The following is a 24,488-nucleotide window of genomic DNA, read 5'->3' on the forward strand; positions in this document are numbered from 1 at the left end:
AATGACGTATGCATTAAGCATGGCGTATGCATTCAGAATGACGAATAAAACACCGTCATCCCGAGTGTAACGAGGGATCTCCTGAATGTGGTATTGTGCCTGTATTTGGTGATCCTTCACTGCGTTCAGAATGACGAAATTCAGGGATTTAATAGGACTTTATTAATTACAACATCCGTGTTCAACTGATGCCATGTTGGTCTTTATATTCAGAAGGTGTCAAACCTGTCCATCGTTTGAATGCCTTTGTAAAACTGGAAGTATCATTAAAACCCAGAAGAAAACTAACTTCAGTTATCGAAATACCATTATTTAACAAAAACGTTTTAGCCTTTTGTTCACGTACCTCATCTAACAGTTCTTGATAGGTTACCTGTAATTTTTGTAAATGGCGTCTTAAAGTACGCGAAGTCATGCATAATTTACTAGCAATTTCCTCCATGCTGAGATGATTTAAACTATGATGCAGTACAATTGTCTTTATTTTACTGATTAAATCTTCCTTCGATGTCAAATTTTTTGCAATTTCCTGCAACTGATTTTTTGCTAACTGATAACTGACATCATCAGCAAAATTAATAGGAGCATACAGCTCCTCCGCTTCAATCCAAACTCGACTGCATTGAGCCTCAAAAACCACTTCTGTCTGAAACACCTGTTCATAAAAATCAGCATAATCCGGCTTTGAATAATTAACATCTATCCGGGGACAAGGGATGGAACTGTTAATTAAAAATGACCTCATTTTCATGAAATGAATAATTGCCAATTCCGTCATAAAACGAGAGATGACTTGATCCTCTGTTAACGAGATAATTTGTATGTATGCTCTTTTTTGATTGGCAGCCTGATGCAATTCCAGACTCAATAGACTGGTTCGAGTATTGAGATAACTGAGAGTAGTCTGAATCGCAGTACCTAATGTTGGACTGCTCATGGCTGCATACCCAAGAAAACCATGATTGACTATTGATAAACTTTGACCAAACACTAATCCCAGATAGGGACAATTACTCAGACTATATGCCGATGTAATAACTTGTTTAAACTCAGCCATGGATAAATAAGCTAAAGGATCATGAACCCTGACCGAATCAATGCCTATTTTAGATAAAAATTGAAATACCCCGAATTGTTCAAGGCATTTTTCTAAATTAACAAGATAATTTGCTGCAATAACCCGATCCACAAAGTGGTATCCCTTTCTGATATTTAGTACACAATATTATAGCTATTGACTCGTGCTCTTCAATCCCGACATGACCTTCTTTATCCCTCAAAGATCCAATGTTTTAAAGAGGAGCTTTTTAACAAAAAAGCTCCTGATGACGCTACTGTAGCAAGATAATGATGATTGCTTAATACCGATATAGTTCCGGTTTATAAGGGCCATTCTTGTTAACCCCTATATATTTTGCCTGTTCAGTGGTTAATTCAGTTAATTTGGCGCCAATTCGTCCCAAATGCAATCGAGCAACTTTTTCATCTAATAATTTGGGAAGTACATAAACCTGATTTTGATATTGTTTGGAATTTATAAACAATTCAATTTGAGCCAAAACCTGATTGGTAAAAGATGCTGACATCACAAAACTGGGGTGTCCAGTCGCACAGCCTAAATTGACCAGACGACCTTCAGCTAAAATAATAAGGCGTTTGCCATCCGGAAATATAACGTGATCCACTTGAGGTTTAATGTTTTCCCATTGATATTGTTTTAGACTGTGAATATCTATTTCAGAGTCAAAATGTCCAATGTTACATAATATAGCCTGATTTCTCATGCGCCTCATATGATCATGAGTCACCACATGATAATTACCTGTTGCAGTAACCACGATATCAACCTGTTCCGCTACATCATCAAGAGTTACGACGCGATAACCTTCCATCGCTGCCTGCAAAGCACAAATAGGATCAATTTCTGCAATAAGAACAGAAGCTCCTTGACCCCGCAATGCCTGTGCACAGCCCTTTCCAACATCACCATAACCCAAAATCAATGCCACTTTACCTGCAATCATGACATCAGTAGCTCGTTTTAAGCCATCCAATAAAGACTCCCGACACCCATAAAGATTATCGAATTTGGATTTGGTAACTGCATCATTCACATTAATTGCTGGAATCTTTAACTCACCTTGTTTTGCCATTTCATACAATCTGGCGACCCCGGTAGTTGTTTCCTCAGAAACTCCTTTAAGTTCCGCCAAAAGATGTGGGTATTTTTGATGAATAATCTGTGTCAAGTCACCCCCATCATCCAACAATAAATTGGGAGTCCATCCATTTGGGCCAGTTAGTGTCTGTTCAACACACCACCAGTATTCTTCCTCTGATTCACCTTTCCAGGCAAATACAGGAATACCTGCATCAGCAATAGCCGATGCAGCATGATCCTGAGTGGAAAAAATATTACAGGAAGACCATCGAACTTCAGCACCTAAAGCAATAAGCGTTTCAATCAGAACAGCTGTTTGGATTGTCATATGCAAACAACCCGCTATTCGAGCTCCTTTTAAAGGGCGAGAAGGTCCAAACTCTTTACGCAACGCCATCAGACCTGGCATTTCGGTCTCTGCTATGGCTATTTCCTTGCGTCCCCATGCAGCAAGAGACATATCCGCTACTTTAAAATCATGGGTTTTATTAACTTTTACTGCTGCTTCCGTTACTGAGTTCATATGATTTTCCTTAATTATAATGCTTTTTTCAGTTCTTCAACTTTATCTAAACGTTCCCAAGGAAATTGTTCTCTTCCATAATGGCCATAAGTTGCTGTTTTTTGATATATCGGTCGAAGTAAATCGTGATGGTCGATAATTCCCTGCGGTGTTAAATCAAAATGAGTGTGGATTAAGTCTATGATTTCACTATTTTTTAGCCGGCCAGTTCCAAAAGTTTCAACCGAAATTGACGTGGGTTCAGCAATACCTATTGCATAAGAAACCTGAATCTCACATTTATCAGCAAGCCCGGCAGCAACAATATTTTTTGCGACATGACGTGCTGCATATGCTGCAGAACGATCTACTTTTGATGGATCCTTGCCAGAAAAACAACCGCCACCATGTCGGGCCATACCACCATAAGTATCTACAATAATTTTTCGGCCGGTTAATCCACAGTCGCCCAGAGGACCACCAATAACGAATCTTCCGGTTGGATTAATAAAATATCGTGTTTTATTCGTTAACCACTCAGCAGGAATAACCGTTTTAATTAGTTCCTCGCGGACTGCTTCAGTGAGATCACTGTGGCTGATATCAGGAGAATGCTGAGTAGAAAGAACCACAGTATCTACCTCTACAGGCACGCCATGTTCATATTTTAAAGTTAATTGACTCTTGGCATCAGGCCTTAACCAGGATAATTTACCTGATTTACGTAAACTGGCCTGCTTTTCCATCAAACGGTGTGCATAGGCTATCGGTGCGGGCATATAAACATCGGTTTCACGACTGGCATATCCAAACATGAGTCCCTGGTCTCCAGCACCCATGATTTTAGTAGTTTTATTATCTACCCCCTGAGCTATATCCGGTGATTGTTTACCAATGGCAGAAAGTACCGCACACGATTCCCAATCAAAGCCCATTTGTGAACTGTTATAACCTATATCTTTGATTACATTACGGGTAATTTCATCAACATCAACCCAGGCCTTAGTGGTTATTTCACCGCCAACCAATACCATTCCAGTTTTAACAAAAACCTCACAGGCAACACGTGCGGTAGGATCCTGCATTAATATAGCATCTAAAATTGCATCCGAAATCTGATCGGCTATTTTATCTGGATGCCCCTCAGATACAGATTCGGAGGTAAAAACATAACATTCATTCATTGCAAATCCTCTATATTAAGACGTACTTTTCAAGTACTCAGGCTATCCTAACGATTGACCTGATTTTCCTTCATTAATTTTATAAACTCATTGAATACTATTTCGATATCATGTGGTCCTGGACTGGCTTCCGGATGGCCTTGAAAACCAAAAGCAGGCTTACTCTTATGTCTGATGCCCTGCAAAGTATGGTCAAATAAAGAGCGATGAGTTACTTCCAAACAGTCAGGGAGGCTATCTTCATCAACGGCAAAACCATGATTTTGACTGGTAATGTATACTTTCCTGTCACCTTGAGTAGCAACGACCGGATGATTAGCACCGTGATGACCAAATTTCATTTTTTGAGTTGTTCCACCACAGGCCAAAGCCAATATCTGGAATCCCAGGCAAATTCCGAATACAGGAATATTGCTTTCCAAAAACTCTTTGGTCGCTTTAATTGCATAGTCACAAGCCCCTGGATCACCAGGACCATTAGAGAGAAAAATACCATCAGGATTCATGGCTAAAATTTCTTCAGCAGATGTTTTGGCTGGAACTACCGTTAAATGACACCCCTTATCATGTAAAATACGTAAAATATTATTTTTTACGCCAAAATCATAAGCCACCACATGAAACTGATTCGGCTGCGAGCCTGCTCCCCAATGTCCCAGGCCTTCATGCCATCGCTCAATGGTTTGTCTTGAAACTTCCTGAGCTAAATCCAGTCCTTCCAACCCTGAAAATGCTTTGGCTTTGGCAAGAGCGGCTTCAGGATCTTCTACAGCTGTTGTGATGCATGAGCCAATTGCTCCATGCTCACGTAATCTTAAGGTTAAATCACGGGTGTCAATGCCAGAAATAGCGACAACGCCATTTTTTTTAAGCCAGTCAGGAAGTGATTGCTGAGCTCGATAATTACTGTGTAGGATAGCGCAGTCACGCATGACTAAACCAGCAGCCCAGATTCTGTTCGATTCCAGATCCTCGTCATTACATCCCGTATTACCTACATGCGCTGCTGTTAAAGTAATAATTTGTCTGGCGTAAGAAGGATCCGTAAGCATTTCCTGATAACCCGTCATAGAGGTATTAAAAACCAACTCTCCAACACAATCTCCATCAGCGCCTACTGATACTCCTTCGTAAATTGTGCCATCAGCTAACACTAGAATTGCTGGTTTCTTAATCATGTATATGCTCTTTTAAGTTCAATATAAGTCAATCCTTGCTTCATATAGGACAAATTATGTAGTGCAATCCATGCACATTTTGATAAATCCTGCAATTGTAACTCACTTGATTCAAAATTTCATGTCTTCAAAAAATTTTTTCACACCTGCGAACCAGGAACTGGAACGTGGTGAATGATTCGATTTGGCACTTTCCAAAGACTCTTGAAGTTTGGTCAATAGTTCTTTTTGTTCTCGTGATAAATTCACTGGTGTTTCTACAACAACTTTACACAGCAAATCACCTTGACCATGCCCACGAACCGACTTCATTCCCTTGCCTCTCAAGCGGAACACTTTACCTGTTTGTGTTTCTTCTGGAATTTTCAGAGTTACTCTGCCTTCAAGAGTAGGTACTTCTATTGAACCACCTAATGCAGCAGTAATAAAACTAATAGGCACTTCACAATGTAAATCATTTTCATGCCGCTCAAAAATCGAATGAGTTTTTACATTTATTTGAACATACAAATCTCCAGGGCCACCACCATGTATCCCGGCTTCCCCTTCACCACTCAATCGAACTCTGTCACCATTATCAACCCCAGCTGGAATCTTGACCGTTAATTTCTTGCTTTCACGAATTCGACCTTGACCGTGACAACTGGTACATGGATCTGAAATGGTCTTTCCTTCACCATGACAACTCGGGCAAGTTTGTTGAATGGAGAAAAATCCTTGTTGAATTCTGACCTGGCCTATACCATTACAGGTTTCGCATGTTTTGGGACTGGTGCCTTTTTTAGCTCCGGAACCCGAACAGACAGTACATGTGCCATGACGAGGAACTGTAATTTCGACTTCTTTGCCTGTTGCCGCTTCTTCAAGCGTCAATTGTACGTTGAATTGCAGATCGGAACCTCTCTGCCCCCTTGATTGTCGTCCTTGTCCGCGGCCACCCGAAAATATATTTTCAAATATATCTTCAAATACATCACCGAAGCCGCCAAAACCTCCAAATCCACCATGACCGCCACCAGAGGCATCTACACCTGCATGCCCAAACTGATCATAAGCAGAGCGTTTTTGAGGGTCGGAAAGAATCGCATACGCTTTTTGAATTTCTTTAAATTTTTCTTCCGCAGAGGCATCATCGGGATTACGATCAGGGTGATACTTCATCGCCAGTTTACGATAGGCCTTTTTTATTTCGGCATCGCTAGCGCCTCGACTAACTTCTAAAAGTTCATAATAATCCCGCTGTTCCATAACTGCTCACATTTTTATAAATAACTGACAATGAATTATTGGAGAGTTTACAATTCTTCAAAATAATCCAAACGTCGAGGGACGTTGAAATCGGAATTGTCAACACATTCTAAGTCATTGTCAAAATACAAACGGGACGAATAAATCGCCCCGACCCAGTTTATTATTTATTAGTCTCTAACCATTGAATTCTGGCAATAGTCATTAACACATAAACTATTTTATTGCTTGTCGTCTTTAACTTCTTCAAACTCAGCGTCCACAACTCCTTCATCAGCAGGCTTCGCAGACTCTTGTTGATGTGAAGCATCCGCAGAACCAGCCTGCCCTTCAGCTGATTTTTTAGCATAAACACGTTCTGCCATTTTACCAGAAGCTTCGGTCAACACTTTGAGTTTCTCTTCAATATGAGCCTTATCCGTTCCTTGAACTGCTTCTTTTAATTCAGAAATCGCTGTTTCAATTCCCTTTTTCTCATCATCTGACAATTCAGCACCTAAATCCTTCATGGATTTTTCACAGCTGTGAATCATGCTGTCTGCCTGGTTGCGAAGATCGGCCATTTCTTTAAACTTCTTATCTTCTTCAGCATGAGACTGAGCGTCTTTTACCATTGCTTCAACTTCTTCATCACTCAAACCACTGGATGCTTTAATGACTATAGACTGCGCTTTTCCAGTAGCTTTATCTTTAGCTGATACATTCAGAATACCGTTGGCATCGATATCAAAAGTAACCTCAATTTGTGGAACACCTCGTGGCGCAGGAGGTATATCACCTAAATCAAAGCGTCCTAGAGATTTATTTGCTGATGCCTGCTCCCGCTCACCTTGCAGAACATGCACGGTAACTGCGGTTTGATTGTCATCTGCAGTTGAAAACACTTGATTTGCTTTAGTCGGGATGGTTGTATTCTTATCAATAAGCTTGGTCATAATACCGCCCATTGTTTCAATACCCAAAGACAAAGGAGTCACGTCAAGCAATAGAATATCTTTAACTTCACCTGATAAAACTGCTGCCTGAATTGCTGCGCCTACGGCTACTGCTTCATCAGGATTCACATCTTTTCTTGGTTCTTTGCCAAAAAACTCTTCAACAGTCTTTTGCACTAATGGCATACGGGTTTGACCACCAACCAAAATAACTTCATTAATTTGTGACACGGTCAGTCCCGCATCTTTTAATGCTGTTTTACATGGTGCTACAGTTCGCTCAACCAGTTTTTCAACTAATGATTCCAGTTTGGCTCGAGTCAGCTTGATGTTTAAATGTTTTGGTCCAGAAGCATCCGCAGTAATATAAGGTAGATTCACGTCAGTTTGTTGAGCAGATGACAATTCAATTTTGGCCTTTTCTGCTGCTTCTTTCAAACGTTGCAATGCTAAAGGATCATTATGTAAATCAATTCCTGAATCTTTTTTGAATTCTGCCGCTAAATAATCAATCAGAGCCAGGTCAAAATCTTCCCCGCCCAGGAATGTATCACCATTAGTAGCCAATACCTCAAATTGATGTTCGCCATCTACTTCTGCGATTTCAATAATTGAAATATCGAACGTACCGCCACCAAGGTCATACACCGCAATAATGGAATCGCCACGTTTCTTGTCCATACCATAAGCTAAAGCTGCAGCTGTTGGTTCGTTAATGATACGTTTCACCTCAAGACCAGCAATACGGCCAGCATCTTTAGTAGCCTGTCTTTGAGAATCATTGAAATAGGCCGGTACAGTGATTACGGCTTCTTTAACTTCTTCACCCAGATAATCTTCAGCTGTTTTTTTCATTTTACGTAATACTTCAGCAGAAATCTGTGGTGGAGCTTTATCCTGATCTTTTACACGAACCCAGGCATCCCCATTGTCTGCTTTAACAATTTTGTAGGGAACCATCTTAATGTCTTTTTGAACGACAGCATCATCAAATTTACGACCAATCAAACGCTTAATCGCAAACAGGGTTTTTTCCGGATTGGTCACTGACTGACGTTTTGCAGCCTGTCCAACCAGTACTTCATTGTCATCAGTAAAGGCAACAATTGAAGGCGTGGTTCGATGACCTTCACTGTTTTCAATTACTTTAGGTTTATCACCTTCCATTACAGCAACACATGAGTTAGTAGTACCCAGGTCAATACCTATAATCTTTGCCATTCTTCTTTGCTCCAAATTAGTAGTTTCTAATGCAATAATTGTCATATGGGGCGTAACACGCCGATTTCAAGCTTTTTTATAAAAAATCTGTTTTCAACAGCGAAAATTTATAAACAGTACTTATCTCACTCAGCAGATGATTTTTTGGAAACAATGACTCGAGCAGGCCTAATGACCCGTTCGCTCAATTGATATCCCTTCTGAACTACGGCTATAACGGAGTTCGGTGGAGTTCCAGGAACTTCTTGAATGGACATCGCTTCATGTTTCTGGGGATCAAAAGGTTCACCCATAGGATCAAGCGGGGTCACATCAAATTTTTGTAAAACATCAACAAAGAGTTTCATCGTTAATTCCAGCCCCTCATGCATGGCCGCATCGGTATTTTTATCAGCCAACTGCAAAGCCTGCTCAAGACTGTCCAGTACAGGCAACAAGGCAGATATCAATTTTTCCATGCCATATTTATGTGCGTTTGCAACTTCACGCTCCATACGGCGACGTACGTTATCCAACTCGGCCAGAGTCCGTACAGATTTCTCCCAGTGCTCATGAGCTTTTTGTTCTGCCAGAGTCAATTGCTCTTCTAATGCCAGATAACTGGGATGACTGAGCGCTGGCTCAGAATGCTCTTCCTCATTGGGGACTTCCTCACCTAAATCCTCATCATGGCTCTTGTGTTCTTCCTTAAACTTATTCCAATCTTTTTTATCATGTTTACTCATCAATATGCTCCTGACTAACGTGACCGTAACACATGGGGGCGATTCATTTGTTTTTCAAGTCCTTATTTCAGAATTAAATATAGACTACCTTTTTACCTTACTTGCAGTATATGTTCATTTATTCCATACTTAGGTATCAAAAAAAACAGATGGGTTTATTATGCAAGAATGGTCGCCAGTGTCCTGGCAACAATATTCGTATTTGCAAGCGGCAACTTACGTAGATCAAGAACAATTAAATAAAGTAGTGGAACAATTAAGCTCATTACCTCCGCTTGTTACCAGTGGTGAAGTCAAGAACTTAAAAGATGAAATCGCACGAGCAGGACGAGGGGAAGCGTTTATCCTTCAGGGCGGTGACTGCGCTGAATCCTTTAATGATTGTCGTTCTGAAGTCATCAGTAACAAATTGAAAATTATTTTACAGATGAGTTTGATCTTATTATACGGTTTACGCAAACCCATTATTCGGGTTGGACGAATAGCCGGTCAATATGCAAAACCCCGCTCTTCTGATTTTGAAACTATTGATGGGATTACCCTACCCAGCTATAGAGGAGATATTGTCAACTCTCCGGAATTTACTCAATCAGCCAGAGAACCTAATTCCAAATTATTATTGCAGGCATACAGTTGTTCTGCCATGACCCTGAATTTTATTCGTGCTTTATTGGATGGAGGTTTTGCTGATTTACATCATCCTCAGCGTTGGGATTTAGGCTTTGTTGAGCATTCAACCCAAAAGAATGAATACCAACACATTGTTAATTCAATAGCTGATGCTTTGGATTTTTTAAAATCGATCGATGGAATTCGGTCCAGTAATTTAAGTAAAGTTGATTTCTACACTTCACATGAAGCCTTGCATTTACATTATGAACAGGCTTTAACTCGTAAATTAAAAGATGGCCGCTGGTATAATCTATCAACCCATTTACCCTGGATTGGAATGCGTACAGCCCAGGTTGATAGCGCCCATCTGGAATTTTTGCGTGGCGTTGAAAATCCAATTGGAATCAAGGTAGGTCCAGGAGCAACTCCAGAATGGTTATCTGATGTACTTCAAATAGCCAATCCCGATCGTGAAGAAGGCCGTATTTTACTCTTTACCCGTTTGGGAGCCAAACACATCGACAAACTGCTGCCCCCGCTTATCGAAGCAGTACAAAAAACGAAAATACCCGTTACCTGGTCCTGTGACCCCATGCATGGTAATACAGAAACTACTGCTGATGGCACCAAGACGAGACATTTTGACAACATACTTTCTGAATTAAAACAGGCTTTGGAAATCCATAATAAAATGGGAAGTTATCTTGGTGGTGTCCATTTTGAGCTGACTGGGGATAACGTTACCGAATGTATTGGTGGTGCTCGTGGTTTAGCGGCTGATGATCTTAAAAAAGCATACCACAGCCTCGTTGATCCTCGATTAAATTACGAACAATCAATAGAGATGGCCATCCAACTGAGCAGGCAATTTAGAAATGCGTAAAGTTCATTTTTAAATTTCATAACTAACTCGTACAGATCTTCGATTAAGAACAGCAGGCTTAGCGCATCATTGCGCGTAGCCTGCAGTTTTATATAAAGATCTACCTGACCACTGCTAAATCACTTTACCCATGTTCTAACAGAATCAGGTTACTCTAAACATTAAACTGCTTGGCAATATACTCTGGAATACGTTGATCCAGCCAATAAACAGGCTCCCAGATTTTCATTCCTGAAATAAACCCGACATGGCCCCCTTTTTTGCTTACCTCCAATGTAACGACTTCAGATAACTCATCCTCAGTAGGTAATACATCAACGGTCATAAAAGGATCATCCTCAGCATGAATCACAAGAGTTGGGGTACTAATATGACGTAAATACTGTCTGGAACTGGATTGTCGATAATAAGCATGGGCATTATTAAAACCATAAAGAGGAGCGGTAACTTTGTCATCAAATGTCCAAAAGCAAGTACAATCAGCTGCTCTTTTCAAAACTTCCGGTGGGTTTTTTAAATGATTTACTTTTCGGGCAAAAACGGATTTAAATTGATTTAATAAATGTGTTTGATACAAGCGTGAAAAGCCAATATTCATTTTATCCGCGACTTTATTCAATTGAAATGGAACGGATACAGCAACAGCAGTTTGAATTTTCGATTGAATCCGCTGTTCTCCCAGCCATTTAAGTAACACATTGCCCCCTAAGGACACTCCCACGACCGCTTTTTTAGTATGTGGCTCTCGAATCGTCAGCGTTTTCATCAGAAAATCCAAATCACCTGTATCACCCGAATGATAGGCTCTTGGTAGTCTGTTAATTTCTTTACCTGCACCACGAAAGTGCATTAATACTGCCCGCCAGCCTTGTTGGTTAAATGCATTCATAAAGCGAGCGACATAACTCGAATTCACACATCCACCCAGCCCATGCAATATAACAATCAAGGGAGAATCATCCGGCAGATTGGCCGTACTCCAGGCCAAATCCAGAAAGTCTCCATCAGGCAAATCAATTTTTTCTACTTTATCAACAGGCGCTTGTACCGGATGTCTCATGGAGGCATAGATGGTTTGTGCATGAGCATTAGAAAGCCACCAGGCAGGCTTAAATTGACTCTCAATAATCATAATTACCTCGAGTGATATTGCGGGCTCAAATCATGTACTGATTCAATCATTACAGCTACTTGCTCCGGACTCACATCAGGAGTAACACCATGCCCAAGATTAAAAACGTGTCCGGTTCCATTTCCAAAAGATGCCAGCACATCTCCCACTTGTTTGCGAATACACTGGTCCGTGCTTAACAAAACGGTCGGATCCAGGTTCCCTTGTAAAGCTACTTTCTCACCGACTCGCTTGCGAGCTGATTGCAAATCGCAAGTCCAATCAATCCCTAAAGCATCACAACCTGTATCTGCCATTTGTTCTAACCATTGTCCCCCACCTTTGGTGAAGAGAATAATCGGTATCTCGGAACTATAGGCTTTAACTTCCCGAACAATCTGTCGCATATAATGCAAAGAAAAATGCTGATAATTTTGTGGGGTTAAAATCCCGCCCCAGGTATCGAAAATCATCACCGCATTTACCCCTGCTTTTATTTGTTCTATTAAATATTGACTCACTGAGTTAGCCAATTTTTTCAATAACATATGAGCAGCTCTATCTTCAGTATAGACCAGTTTCAGGATGCGTTTAAAATCTCTGCTGCTTCCACCCTCAACCATATAGCAGGCCAAAGTCCATGGACTGCCTGAAAAACCAATTAAAGGCAAATTTTCGGGCATTTCACGACGAATCAAACGCGCGGCATCCATAACATAGCTCAATGAATCAGCCATATCCGGGACGATTAATGATTCAATAGCTGCAGGATCACGCAAGGGATTAGAAAAACAAGGCCCCTCTCCTTCTGCAAAATACAAACCCAATCCCATCGCATCCGGTATCGTCAATATATCGGAAAACAAGATGGCCGCGTCCAAAGGAAATCGACGCAAAGGCTGTAAGGTAACTTCACAGGCCAACTCTGGATTTTTACACAAACTTAAAAAATCACCAGCCTGTTCCCTTGTCTTCCTGTATTCAGGCAAGTACCGGCCAGCCTGTCGCATGATCCATACAGGGGTTCGTTCAACTGGCTGGCGTCTTAGGGCACGAAGAAACAGGGATTGGTTGATATCGTACATCATTAATTCTCAATTACGTTATAAAATTGACCTTATGGTAACACGATAGAGAATGCAATGCAGTGGTCTCTATTATTGTATGTAGACAAGGTGTTAGTACTCTTTCAAAGATGGATACAAGATAAGTGGGCAAACGTTCTTTTTCACTTTGAAAGAGTACTAGTGTAGAATCAATACCAATTTATTATCCCTGGACTAGCGAATGGATTACTTAAAAATTTCAGCCCTCAACGTTGCAACCCAGATTGGTGTGCATGATTGGGAACAACGTATCAAACAACAACTACTAATCGATATTACTATCCCATCGGATTTTACTGGTTGTGAAGATAATCTGACAAACACGTTGGATTATGATGCGCTGTGCCAATTAGTCACTCAATACGTTGAATCCAATTCATTTCAACTGATTGAAACCGTAGCGAATCAAGTCTCTGAATTAATTAAAAATGAATTTAAACTGACTGCAGTAACTGTAGCAGTCAGCAAACCTCATGCAGTAAAAAATGCGGGAACCATCCAAGTAACAGTAACTAGATAATCTAACCGCCAGCAGGTGTCACCATACCACGAAGTCGTTCGGTTTTGGCCAAAGTGATTTGTGCTTTTTGTGCTAAAACCCGATTTGCATAAGGACCAACTACCACTCGGAACCAGTTTCCGTGGGCATTGGTGACAGGCACAACGTTAACATCGAATCCCTTGAGAATTAACAAGCCTTTCATATGTTCAGCATCTTGCCTGGCTTTAAATGCCGCCACTTGAACCAAGAAGGAACCTCGCCCTCCTTGAGCTGGCGGTAAGGGTTTTCCTACGGCAACTTTGACTGCGGCGGGTTGATTAGTTACTGGTGTTTTAGGTTTTACAGAGTTATTAGCGGCAGTTGTAACTGCTGCAGTTCCATTAGTAACAGGGGATGGCCTGGCAGTAGTTGTTGCGACGGTAGCTGTCGTCGGATGATTCGCACTTGAATTGGAGTTTGCGGCTGGTTGCGTCGCTCCTTTCTCATTAGTTAATAGAGTATAAAACTCAAACTTGGGTTTAGGTGGTACCTGTGCTCGTTGTGGTTCTGCTTTAGCGGCCACCTGCGGCTTCTCATGATTCGCAAGTACCTGGGTGTTCATCCAGGTACTTATAGTTTGCGGATCCCAAAAAGTAGCGGTCAGGTATCCCAATAAAAAAGTAACTAAAATTATCAATAATTGATGAGGAGCACTTCTTCTATGTTGCGTGGAGCGCTTGGTTCCATAATCTCTTGCCATTACATACTCTCTGGAGCTGAAACGCCCAATAAATCCAGACCATTATTTAAAACCTGACGCACAGCCTCTAGCAAACAAAGACGCGCGCATCGTAATTGTTCCTCTTCGCATAAAAGCTGTACCGCATTATAATAACTGTGTAATCCATTAGCCAGCTCTCTTAAATAGTACGCCAGCTGATGAGGTTCACATGATGCAGCTGATGATTCGATAATCTCAGGATATCGGCATATCAGAGTAATTAAAGCAGTTTCATGCGGTTTGTCTAATAAATTAATGTGCTGAAGACCCAAAGATCGATCCCAGTTCATACCACGCTCGTTTAATTGTTTCAGTACGCTGCATATTCGAGCATGTGCGTATTGAATGTAATAAACAGGATTATCCGTTGACTCAGATTTGGCTAAATCCAAATCAAAATCCATATGCTGCTCGGGTTTGCGCGCCACATAAAAAAAGCGGGCTGCATCATTTCCAACTTCGTCGCGTAATTCTCTTAATGTCACAAAAGAACCGCTGCGAGTAGACATTTGCACCCTATCCCCACCTCGATACAGTATGGCAAATTGCACTAATAATACAGTTAAAGCATTCTCATCATGGCCCAAGGCTTTAACCGCCGATCGAATTCTGGTTACATAACCATGATGATCCGCACCGAAAATATCAATAACACGATCGTAACCTCTATCGTATTTATTCCAATGGTAGGCCACATCGGAAGCAAAATAAGTCGTTTGCCCATTGGCACGGACTAAAACTCTATCCTTTTCATCACCAAAATCTGTAGCTTTAAACCAGAGTGCCCCTTCTTTTTCAAAAGTATGACCGCCCTCTTTTAAAGCCTGAATTCCTTTTTCAATCGATCCATCTTCAAACAAAGATTGTTCGGAAAACCAACTTTTATATTGAACACCAAATCCTGATAAATCATCCTTTATATCATCCAAAACAGTATTCAAGGCATAGGAATGAAATAATTCAAAACCCTGTATTCCCAATAAAGAACGCGCACGTTCAATCACGGCGTCAATATACACTTCTTTATCTCCACCCTGAGGTTCATCAGCGGGAAGATCAGCTGCAATTGCCAACCAGGTTTGTACATAAGCCGAACCATGATCAGCGTGGACCTTTTTTGCTATTTCATAAACATAGTCGCCTTTATAGGCATTGGTTGGAAAAACAACCGATTCACCAGCTAACTCCAGATAGCGCAACCAGGTACTGGCAGCCAGAATATTCATTTGCCGGCCAGCATCATTAACATAATATTCCAGGGTAACATCATATCCAGCGGCGCTTAATACATTACCCAGAGTTGCTCCAAATGCAGCACCTCTTCCATGACCTACATGCAAAGGGCCTGTTGGATTGGCTGATACAAACTCAACCAGCACTTTTTGATTGTTACCTAAATTACTTCGGCCAAATTCCTTACCCAGTTTCAGTATTTCAGCAATTATCACTGAACGGGCGCTGCTGCGCATGAAAAAGTTAATAAACCCGGCGCCTGCTATTTCAATTTTTTCTATAGAAGGATCTTCAGGCATAGACTGAACCAAAAGCTCCGCTAATTTCCTGGGTGCTTGACGACAAGGCTTCGCTAATATTAGTGCAAGATTACTGGCATAATCACCATGAACTGGATCTTTTGCATTATCCACTTTGATCTCAATATCAAGATCAGAAGGTATCGCTCCAGATTGTTGTAAGGCAGTTAAAGAGTGTTTTAAAAGATGCTCCACTGTATGTTTCATACTACTCATATATCCGTCAAAAATACTGTTATTATGCTCTTTTTCATGCCATATGGAAAGGTTATCCATAAAGTTAAATTAATCAATAGTCTCATAGGACTTGTTAATATAGCCATCCTGGGATAATAATATGGCTATTGGCCTTGTAGAATCAAAATGAGCAAATACGATCATCATCATGACAGTAATAGGCACAGATAAAAACATCCCCAGAATACCCCATATTGCCCCCCACAAGCCTAATGCAAACAAAATAATCAAAGGACTTAAATTAAGTGATTTTCCCAATAATCTCGGTTCAAGGAAATTACCTACAATGAATTGGATGGTAACAATTCCTGAAGTTACTTCTACAAATGGCCACCAACTTTCAAATTGAATTAATGCCAAAGCCGCAGGAAACGCAGTAGCCACAATTGCGCCAATATTGGGTATGTAATTTAAAAAGAAAATTAACAAAGCCCAAAATTCAGCAAAATCCAGTTGCACCCATTTCATAATAAGCCAACTGGCGGTTGCCGTGATAAAACTTAATAAGGTCTTGATACCAAGGTAGGTTTGTGTGTCTTTTGTAATATGAGAGACAATATTCTTTACGAGCTTTCTATGTTCTTTCTGGGGAAAAAATGCATCCATTTTTTGACTGAAATAATGCTGCTCTACAAAAAGAAAAACAACATACAATGAAATTAATACTGCCGAACTCGTTAAGGTAGTAAACACGCTGTAAATATTAAGCACCATGGTTTGAATGCTTAAGTTCTTGATAATACTATCAAAATTAGCAAATGCCTTGATATGAAATCGTTTCTCCACGTTATTAAATATCGTGATTAAATTGTCCTGATAACGCGGTGCTGCCGCAATCACATCATTCACATTATTGGTGATGATATTTATTAAAATTTTAACCATAACAGCCACGACTATGAGTGACAAAATCATACTGATCCAGTTGGGAAAACGAAAACCTACGAAGGGAATTCGTTGCATACCGCTGTTTATAGTATTCAATAAATGCCAGATAAATATTGAAATGACTAAAGGAATCAATAATCCACGACCCGCGATTAATAAATAGCCACATATCCAGACTAAAATTAAAGCTGCCGTAAAATATATAATGCGGCTCATTGTGATGAACTCCTGTTTTTAATAAGTACTCATTCGCAACGCGTATATTTTCCTGTTATCATTAATTTTTTAACAGAATAATAATACCGTGCTGTCCAACTCTTGTGAATCCTTAGCTGGCGTAGGCCCAACACTTGCGACAAAACTCGCCAAATGTGGCATTCTTACCGTGCAAGATCTGCTCTTTCACTTACCCTATCGCTACCAGGACAGAACCAGAATAACATCAATTCAGGATTTACGCTCTAATGACTGGTGCGTGATTTCAGGCCAAGTGTGCAAAACAGAAATAAAATACGGCAAGAGGATGATGTTAAATTGCTATGTTGAAGATAAAACCGGGGTAGTGAAACTTCGTTTTTTTCATTTCAACAAACAACAGGTAGCATCTTTAAATAACAGCGCCAAAATTCATGCCTTTGGAGAAGTACGTGAATTCAATAATCATTTGGAAATGATCCATCCCGAGTATCAATTGCTTGATCATGATGCCGAATGTCAGGTCAATGAAACCTTAACGCCTATTTATCCAACTACTCAGGGTTTGACTCAAACCCGACTAAGACAATTGGTACAGATTGCGCTTAATCGCTGCGAACAGGAACTTCATCAATTGGAGTGGATGAGTGACATTCAATTACAGGAACATCATTTTCCAAATCTGGGATACGCGATTAAATTATTACATAATCCCCCCCCAGAAACTTCCTTACAAGCGTTGGAAATGGGTGAACATCCTGCGCTGAAACGGTTAGTGTTCGATGAATTACTGGCACAACGATTAAGCATGCAATTCGCCAGATTATCCCGTAGTCAACTGCATGCTCCGTGCATACCGATCGAAAATGAATTAACAGCACAATTTTTAGATTCTCTTCCTTTTGACTTGACCCAGGCACAACTTCGGGTAGCTCAGGAAATAGCTCAAGACTTAAGTCAAACCAAACCCATGCTGCGCCTGGTTCAAGGTGATGTGGGCTCTGGTAAAACAGTGATCGCAGCCCTTGCTGCTCTTCAGGCAATAGCCAAAGGGTATCAAGTGGCTCTTATGGCACCGACAGATCTCTTAAGTGAGCAACATTATAATACCTTGCACCACTGGTTACAGCCCTTAAATTGTTCCGTATTACGGCTCAGCGGTAAAATGAAGGCAGCTGATCGAAGAAAAGCATTAACAGCTCTTGGCGATAATAGTTGCCAAATGATTATAGGAACTCATGCCCTGTTCCAGGAGGATGTAGCATTTTCCAGACTTGGTCTGGTGATCATTGATGAGCAACACCGATTTGGAGTTGAACAACGTTTACTATTGCAGCAAAAAGGACAACAGGATCAATTAATTCCGCATCAGCTGCTCATGACCGCCACCCCTATTCCCAGAACGCTATCCATGACCCATTTTGCCCATTTGGATATATCGATAATTGATGAACTGCCCCCAGGGCGAACACCAGTTACTACAGCTGTATTAAGTCAGGACAAAAGAGAGGCCATAATTGAACGACTACAGGCTGGAATTGCCAGTGGTCGACAAGCCTATTGGGTTTGCAACTTAATCGAAGAATCAGAAAAATTACAATGCATGGCTGCTACAGAAACAGCCCAACGACTGCAGGAACAATTAACCTTTGCCCGAGTGGGATTAATTCATGGACAAATGAAATCACTGGAAAAAGAAGCGACTATGTCAGCGTTTAAATCAGGTGAAATTGATTTACTGGTTGCGACTACAGTTATCGAAGTTGGAGTTGACGTTCCAAACGCCAGTTTAATGATCATAGAAAATGCGGAAAGACTGGGATTATCGCAATTACATCAATTACGAGGTCGAGTAGGAAGAGGCAGTGCTCAATCTCATTGTCTTCTACTTTATCAAAGTCCTTTATCACAACACGGTGCCGAACGCCTAAAAGTAATGCGTGCAACTAATGATGGGTTCATCATATCTGAAAAGGACCTGGAATTAAGAGGCGCAGGGGAATTGTTAGGGACGAAACAAACCGGATACAGACAATTTAAATTAGCCAATTTACAACGAGACAAGTCACTATTAGCACTTTTACCACCAATAGCGAAACAATTGGTCGTGGACATGCCAGAAACAGCTCGAGCAATCACCCAGCGATGGTTGGGAAATTTTGAACAATTTTTACAAGGATAAAAAATAGTTTCAATAATATGGAAGTCAAGACTGTTTTTTAATTATTTCTTTGCTAAGATACACGAGTTTATCAGGTTCACGCCCTCCTTCCTTTCCTGTGGATAAATTAGCACTCCTCTTTTTCTATTGCAATCAAATCCCCCCTATTGATTTTTATATTATCCATATAAAATAAGGACTTCCGCAATTTTTTTAATAAAAACAACACAACTCCTTTATCCACAAAATCTGTGGATAACCCTGTGGGTAGTACTCAGAATACCTTGTAAAATCAGTTAATTTTTCACATGCATCAGAACTTACCAATTTGCTCTCGTGAAACAGTATCCTCTTAAGTTGAAATTAATTTTTTTTTACAGAATTAAAAATTCCACTTGCCTCGACCTTGAGGTTTTTCCTAAAAACTTGATTATTGAACTGTTTTATATAGGTACAAATTAGATTGGCTCTTGATAAACCATGCCTATTAATACATAAAAAGTTTCGAAGTTCTGTGGATTGTCCACGACACGTCGAAATGACAAGAAGTGTATAAGTTAAATTCATTCAACACGCGGGTTAGTACCTGAGTTTTTATTAATATAATGTTATGATTCATTTTTTAAATCGAGCCTAATGTCATTTTAACTTTTAACCTGAGAAGAATTAACAATGATACAAAACGATCGGTATAGGCAGGCCAAAAAGGTTACCTTGATTGGAGCTTTAGTAAACGCTCTACTCGGTGTCGTTAAGTTAATTGGCGGTATCATCTATCATTCCCATGCATTAGTAGCAGATGGAGTGCATTCATTTTCAGATTTAATCACTGATGTTATGGTGCTGTTTGCTTCAAAATACGGAAGCCTTGATGCTGACGACACGCATCCCTACGGTCATCAACGCATTGAAACTGCGGCCACTCTGTTATTAGCTCAATTACTTATACTGGCAGGTTTTGGAATTGCCTGGGATGCCCTGGATGAATTAATCAATTCAACACATACCATGCCCAACTGGCTGTCTTTACCTATAATTTGTTGCTCCATCATAGCCAATGAACTGCTGTTTCATTATACAAAACATGTTGGTAAACGCATCAACTCACCATTAATTACAGCAAATGCCTGGCATCATCGTTCTGATGCCGCCTCCTCCATAGTAGTTCTACTCGGCCTGATCGGTAGCCTGGCTGGCTTTGTCTATCTGGATGCAGTAGCTGCAATCATAGTGGGATTAATGATTGTTAAAATGGGATGGGATTATGGTTGGAATAGTGTCAAAGAGTTGGTTGATACCGCTGTAGAACCCGAATTATTAGCCCAAATCGAACAGGTCATCCAAAGCATTGACGGTGTACAAAAAATTCATCAATTACGCAGCCGTTTTATGGGTAATGATGTTCTAATTGATGTACATATTCTTGTCTCGCCCAAAATATCAGTTTCCGAAGGTCATTATATCGCCCAACATGTGCACCGTGCGTTAGTAGCTCAAATTGACAGCGTCCAGGATGTTATTGTTCATGTCGATCCGGAAGACGATGAAGTATGTAGTCCTTCATTACATTTACCCAGCAGAAAAGTAATCCAGGACCAGTTATTGACGGAGGTGCACATTGATTTCCCTCAGATACTGTTTTGGAATTTACATTATTTAAATGGAAAAATCAGCATCGACATTGCATGTACTGAAGATTTTAATCAATGGCAGGAATTACACAATCGTATTATCCTTGCTTTAAAACTGCAGGCAGATATTGAAGAAGTCAGATTATTTAGTTTGCACGAAATGATGCATCACAGCGAATCGGTGCTGGTAAATTAATCAGCAATTGGGATATTATACTCTTTTTGTAACATCCCTAACTGTACCATCCCTTTTTGTATGGGATGACATGCAGTGATATATCTCATATTAAAGTAGGAATACTTCATGTTTTCGGCTACGAGTTTAAAAATTATTTTCGCTATTTCAATTTTTATTGTCATCCTCATCGCAGGCTGGTACCCATTCAGAAAGCGAATTAAAGACGATAAACATATTGATTTCCCAATTGGTGAAACTTTAGCAACAGGTGTATTTTTAGGCGCAGCTTTGCTCCATATGTTACCTGAATCAAACTCATTATTTAAAAGCATGGGCTATGACTATCCCTTTGCCTTCATTATTACAGGCGCGGTATTCCTTATTTTTTTATGGTTTGAACATTTAGGAAAAGAACTGTATCACCATCATAGTTCCGAACACCCTGCTTTTGCCATTCTGGCCTGGGCCATGCTTTCTGTTCACTCCATTATGCTTGGGGCTGCTTTAGGACTTGCTCATTATAACTCTATGATTATCATGTTGTTTTTAGCCATTATCACTCATAAATGGGCTGAAAGTTTTGCTATTGCAGTACAATTAAACAGAAGTTCGATGAGTACCAATACAAGCATGATCTTTTTTATTTTGTTCAGTTTCATGACCCCACTAGGAATCTATCTTGGCTGGTATTTCGGGCATGGAATAGAAACCAGCTCACTTTTTGATCCTATATTAATAGCGGCCTCTGCCGGGACTTTCCTCTATCTAGGTACTTTGCATGGATTGGAGCGTTGCGTCATGGTTGAACGATGTTGTAATCTTACCGATTTCAGTTTCGTCATTATAGGCTTTTTACTTATGGCATCGGTAGCTATTTATGTCTAGATTTTTGCAACAGAAACCATTGATTCTGGCATCAGGTTCGTCAATACGACAGCAATTACTCAAGTCACTTGGGCTGGACTTTTTAGTAATTCCTTCCAATTGTAATGAGGAAGCAATAAAAAAAATGCACCAATCAGACAACCTGCCTGATTTAGGCTTTGCTCTTGCTACCAATAAAGCCCTTGAAGTAAGTAAAAGATACCCGGATCATTACATCATTGCAGCGGATCAACTGTGTGTTATAGGTAAAAAGATATTGGATAAACCACTTAACCATCAAACTGCAATTGAACATCTGCGCTTGTTAAGTGGAAAGAAACACCAACAAATTGCCTGTCTTTGTATCGCAAAGGACAATCAAGTCTTATGGCAACATCATGATATCGCTTATATAACTCTTCACTACCTCAGTGAAATGAACATCGAAGCTTATTTACAAAGTGAAAAACCATACCATAGCTGTGGTGCTTATCAATTTGAAACTCAAGGTAAATGGTTATTCAAGGAAGTACGAGGGAATGAAGACACCATTCTGGGTTTACCACTGGTTCCTCTGGCGAATGCCTTACTTTGCCTGGGTGCCGTTTCGATTTAATTATTTTAATCACAATCAGGAATGAATATGCAAATAGCCAAAATCCAAGCGCGTGAACTTTTAGACTCCCGTGGAAACCCTACAGTTGAAGCAGATGTGATTTTAACCAACGGAATGATGGGAAGAGCAAGCGTTCCATCTGGTGCCTCCACGGGAACTCGAGAAGCTTGCGAGCTTAGAGATAATGATATAAATCGTTATAATGGTAAAGGCGTACTTAACGCAGTATCGCATGTTAATAGCGAAATTAATCAAGCACTTAATGGGGTTAAAATTGATGATCAGGAACACCTGGATCGTATCTTGTGTGAGCTTGATGGAACTGAAAATAAATCACGTTTAGGCGCGAATGCGATTCTCGCTGTATCGCTGGCAAGTGCCAGAGCTAACGCAATGCACCAAAACAAATCCCTTTACGCCAGTCTGAATCAAGGCGAAATAATGTCCATGCCTGTCCCCATGATGAACATTTTAAATGGTGGGGCACATGCTGATAATAATGTTGATATTCAGGAATTTATGATTATGCCTGTAGGCGCTCCTGATTTTCCAACAGCTATTCGTATGGGGGCTGAAATTTTTCATATCCTTAAATCAGTTCTCAAAAAACAAGGTCTAAATACATCTGTAGGTGATGAAGGTGGTTTTGCTCCTGATATAAAATCCAATCGACAAGCTTTGGATATGCTTAGTGAAGCAATTGAAAAGGCAGGTTACCGACTGGGTGACGATATTGTTTTTTCTCTGGATGTCGCTGCATCTGAATTGTATGAACAAGGTCTTTATCACATGGCTTCAGAACAGAAGATTTTTAATTCCATTCAGTTGATTGATTATTATGCTGAACTGGTTTCAAGTTATCCTATTGTCAGTATAGAAGATGGTCTTGATGAGAAAGATTGGGCTGGATGGAAACTGTTAACTGAACGTCTGGGAACAAAAATTCAGCTTGTTGGAGACGATCTCTTTGTCACTAACCCGAAAATTCTACAAGAAGGCATTGCCCAAAATGTAGCAAACTCTATTTTGATTAAAGTGAATCAAATCGGTACCTTAAGTGAAACACGGCATGCCATTAAGTTAGCACAGCAAAATGGCTATAACTGTGTCATGTCTCATCGTTCTGGCGAAACCGAGGATACATTTATCGCGGATCTTGCTGTAGCTACAGGTTGTGGACAAATTAAAACCGGATCATTATGCCGTACTGATCGAACAGCAAAATACAATCAGTTATTGCGGATTAATGAAGCAGCTGCTCTTCCTTATGCTGGAAAATCAGTACTTTTGCAATAAGCCAGGGAATTCTGTCATCCTGAACGTAGTGAAGGATCTCCCAAAACAGGCACCACACCACATTCAGGAGATCCCTCTTTGCATTCGGGATGACGGCTGATGTTCGTCATTCTGAACGTAATTAAGGATATCCGCAAACAGGCACCGCACCACCTTCAGGAGATCCCTCATTGCATTCAATGTTCGTCATCCTGAACGTAGTGAAGGATCTCCTAAAACAGGCACCTCACCACCCTCAGGAGATCCCTTATTGCATTCAATGTTCGTCATCCTGAACGTAGTGAAGGATCTCCCAATAAAGGCACCGCTCCACATTCAGGAGATCCCTCATTGCATTCGGGATGACGGCTGATGTTCGTCATCCTGAACAGAGTGAAGGATCTCCCAATAAAGGCACCGCTCCACATTCAGGAGATCCCTCATTGCATTCGGGATGACGGCTGATGTTCGTCATCCTGAATAGAGTGAAGGATCTCCCAAAACAGGCACCGAGCCACATCCAGAAGATCCCTCATTACATTCGGGATGACGGTTGCTTTTCGTCATCCTGAACGTAGTGAAGGATCTCCCAACAAAGGCACCGCACCACTTTCAGGAGATCCCTCATTGCATTCGGGATGACGGCTGATGTTCGTCATCCTGAATAGAGTGAAGGATCTCCCGAAACAGGCACCGCTCCACCTTCAGGAGATCCCTCATTGCATTCGGGATGACGGCTGATGTTCGTCATCCTGAACGTAGTGAAGGATCTCCCAACAAAGG

At 40.6% G+C, this 24,488-nt stretch carries 19 protein-coding genes; 7 read left to right on the forward strand and 12 right to left on the reverse strand.

Annotation, left to right across the window (positions count from 1 at the left end; all coding sequences use genetic code 11):
- Positions 1–181: 181 nt before the first annotated feature.
- The 7 genes from Lqua_RS15570 to grpE form a co-directional block, all read right to left on the reverse strand.
- Positions 182–1,189: an AraC family transcriptional regulator gene (locus Lqua_RS15570; protein ID WP_058475208.1), complete on the reverse strand. Its 1,008-nt coding sequence runs from the start codon at positions 1,187–1,189 to the stop codon at positions 182–184.
- A gap of 169 nt (positions 1,190–1,358) precedes the next feature.
- Positions 1,359–2,684, reverse strand: a complete 1,326-nt coding sequence (ahcY, locus tag Lqua_RS15575; RefSeq protein ID WP_058475209.1) for an adenosylhomocysteinase — start codon at positions 2,682–2,684, stop codon at positions 1,359–1,361.
- Positions 2,685–2,698: 14 nt separating this feature from the next.
- Positions 2,699–3,847, reverse strand: coding sequence for a methionine adenosyltransferase (gene metK / locus Lqua_RS15580; RefSeq protein WP_058475210.1), 1,149 nt, complete (start codon positions 3,845–3,847; stop codon positions 2,699–2,701).
- A gap of 47 nt (positions 3,848–3,894) precedes the next feature.
- Positions 3,895–5,025 (reverse strand): glutamine-hydrolyzing carbamoyl-phosphate synthase small subunit, encoded by a 1,131-nt coding sequence (gene carA / locus Lqua_RS15585; protein WP_058475211.1) that lies wholly within the window; start codon positions 5,023–5,025, stop codon positions 3,895–3,897.
- A 111-nt stretch (positions 5,026–5,136) separates the two neighbouring features.
- Positions 5,137–6,273, reverse strand: a complete 1,137-nt coding sequence (gene dnaJ / locus Lqua_RS15590) for a molecular chaperone DnaJ (RefSeq protein ID WP_058475212.1) — start codon at positions 6,271–6,273, stop codon at positions 5,137–5,139.
- Positions 6,274–6,494: 221 nt separating this feature from the next.
- Complete coding sequence (gene dnaK, locus Lqua_RS15595; protein ID WP_058475213.1) at positions 6,495–8,429, reverse strand: molecular chaperone DnaK; 1,935 nt, start codon at positions 8,427–8,429, stop codon at positions 6,495–6,497.
- A gap of 125 nt (positions 8,430–8,554) precedes the next feature.
- Positions 8,555–9,154, reverse strand: coding sequence for a nucleotide exchange factor GrpE (gene grpE, locus Lqua_RS15600; RefSeq protein WP_058475214.1), 600 nt, complete (start codon positions 9,152–9,154; stop codon positions 8,555–8,557).
- A 160-nt stretch (positions 9,155–9,314) separates the two neighbouring features.
- On the opposite strand from grpE, the gene Lqua_RS15605 reads away from it, so the two are divergent.
- Positions 9,315–10,649: a 3-deoxy-7-phosphoheptulonate synthase class II gene (locus Lqua_RS15605; RefSeq protein WP_058475215.1), complete on the forward strand. Its 1,335-nt coding sequence runs from the start codon at positions 9,315–9,317 to the stop codon at positions 10,647–10,649.
- A 154-nt stretch (positions 10,650–10,803) separates the two neighbouring features.
- On the opposite strand, the gene Lqua_RS15610 is transcribed toward Lqua_RS15605, so the two are convergent.
- Positions 10,804–11,781: a hydrolase gene (locus tag Lqua_RS15610; protein ID WP_058475216.1), complete on the reverse strand. Its 978-nt coding sequence runs from the start codon at positions 11,779–11,781 to the stop codon at positions 10,804–10,806.
- A gap of 2 nt (positions 11,782–11,783) precedes the next feature.
- Positions 11,784–12,845 carry a uroporphyrinogen decarboxylase gene (gene hemE, locus Lqua_RS15615; RefSeq protein ID WP_058475227.1) on the reverse strand — a complete coding sequence of 354 codons (1,062 nt, stop codon included), beginning with the start codon at positions 12,843–12,845 and terminating at the stop codon, positions 11,784–11,786.
- 202 nt (positions 12,846–13,047) lie between these two features.
- Between hemE and folB the strand changes: the two genes are divergently transcribed.
- Positions 13,048–13,386, forward strand: coding sequence for a dihydroneopterin aldolase (folB, locus tag Lqua_RS15620; protein ID WP_058475217.1), 339 nt, complete (start codon positions 13,048–13,050; stop codon positions 13,384–13,386).
- A 1-nt stretch (position 13,387) separates the two neighbouring features.
- Here the strand turns inward: folB and Lqua_RS15625 are convergent, their stop codons facing one another.
- The 3 genes from Lqua_RS15625 to Lqua_RS15635 all read right to left on the reverse strand — a co-directional run bounded on the left by Lqua_RS15625 (position 13,388) and on the right by Lqua_RS15635 (position 17,001).
- Entirely contained in the window at positions 13,388–14,107 is a 720-nt protein-coding gene (locus Lqua_RS15625; protein WP_058475218.1) for an SPOR domain-containing protein, read from the reverse strand.
- On the reverse strand, positions 14,107–15,867 hold the full coding sequence (gene argS, locus Lqua_RS15630) for an arginine--tRNA ligase (protein ID WP_058475228.1): 1,761 nt from the start codon (positions 15,865–15,867) through the stop codon (positions 14,107–14,109). The genes Lqua_RS15625 and argS overlap by 1 nt, the downstream gene beginning before the upstream one ends.
- Before the next feature lie 78 nt (positions 15,868–15,945).
- Complete coding sequence (locus Lqua_RS15635) at positions 15,946–17,001, reverse strand: AI-2E family transporter (protein ID WP_058475219.1); 1,056 nt, start codon at positions 16,999–17,001, stop codon at positions 15,946–15,948.
- An 88-nt stretch (positions 17,002–17,089) separates the two neighbouring features.
- Here Lqua_RS15635 and recG point away from each other — a divergent pair, with 88 nt between their 5' ends.
- The 5 genes from recG (at position 17,090) to eno (ending at position 23,726) form a co-directional block, all read left to right on the forward strand.
- Positions 17,090–19,162: an ATP-dependent DNA helicase RecG gene (gene recG, locus Lqua_RS15640; protein ID WP_058475220.1), complete on the forward strand. Its 2,073-nt coding sequence runs from the start codon at positions 17,090–17,092 to the stop codon at positions 19,160–19,162.
- A gap of 651 nt (positions 19,163–19,813) precedes the next feature.
- Positions 19,814–20,968 (forward strand): cation diffusion facilitator family transporter, encoded by a 1,155-nt coding sequence (locus tag Lqua_RS15645; protein ID WP_058475221.1) that lies wholly within the window; start codon positions 19,814–19,816, stop codon positions 20,966–20,968.
- A gap of 108 nt (positions 20,969–21,076) precedes the next feature.
- Entirely contained in the window at positions 21,077–21,835 is a 759-nt protein-coding gene (locus Lqua_RS15650; RefSeq protein ID WP_058475222.1) for a ZIP family metal transporter, read from the forward strand.
- On the forward strand, positions 21,828–22,430 hold the full coding sequence (locus tag Lqua_RS15655; RefSeq protein WP_058475223.1) for a Maf family protein: 603 nt from the start codon (positions 21,828–21,830) through the stop codon (positions 22,428–22,430). The genes Lqua_RS15650 and Lqua_RS15655 overlap by 8 nt, the downstream gene beginning before the upstream one ends.
- 21 nt (positions 22,431–22,451) lie before the next feature.
- Positions 22,452–23,726, forward strand: coding sequence for a phosphopyruvate hydratase (gene eno / locus Lqua_RS15660; protein WP_238585599.1), 1,275 nt, complete (start codon positions 22,452–22,454; stop codon positions 23,724–23,726).
- The last annotated feature ends 762 nt before the right edge of the window (positions 23,727–24,488 follow it).

Origin of the sequence: Legionella quateirensis (genome assembly GCF_001467955.1) — a bacterium.
In the GTDB taxonomy this organism is placed as follows: Bacteria; Pseudomonadota; Gammaproteobacteria; order Legionellales; family Legionellaceae; genus Legionella; species Legionella quateirensis.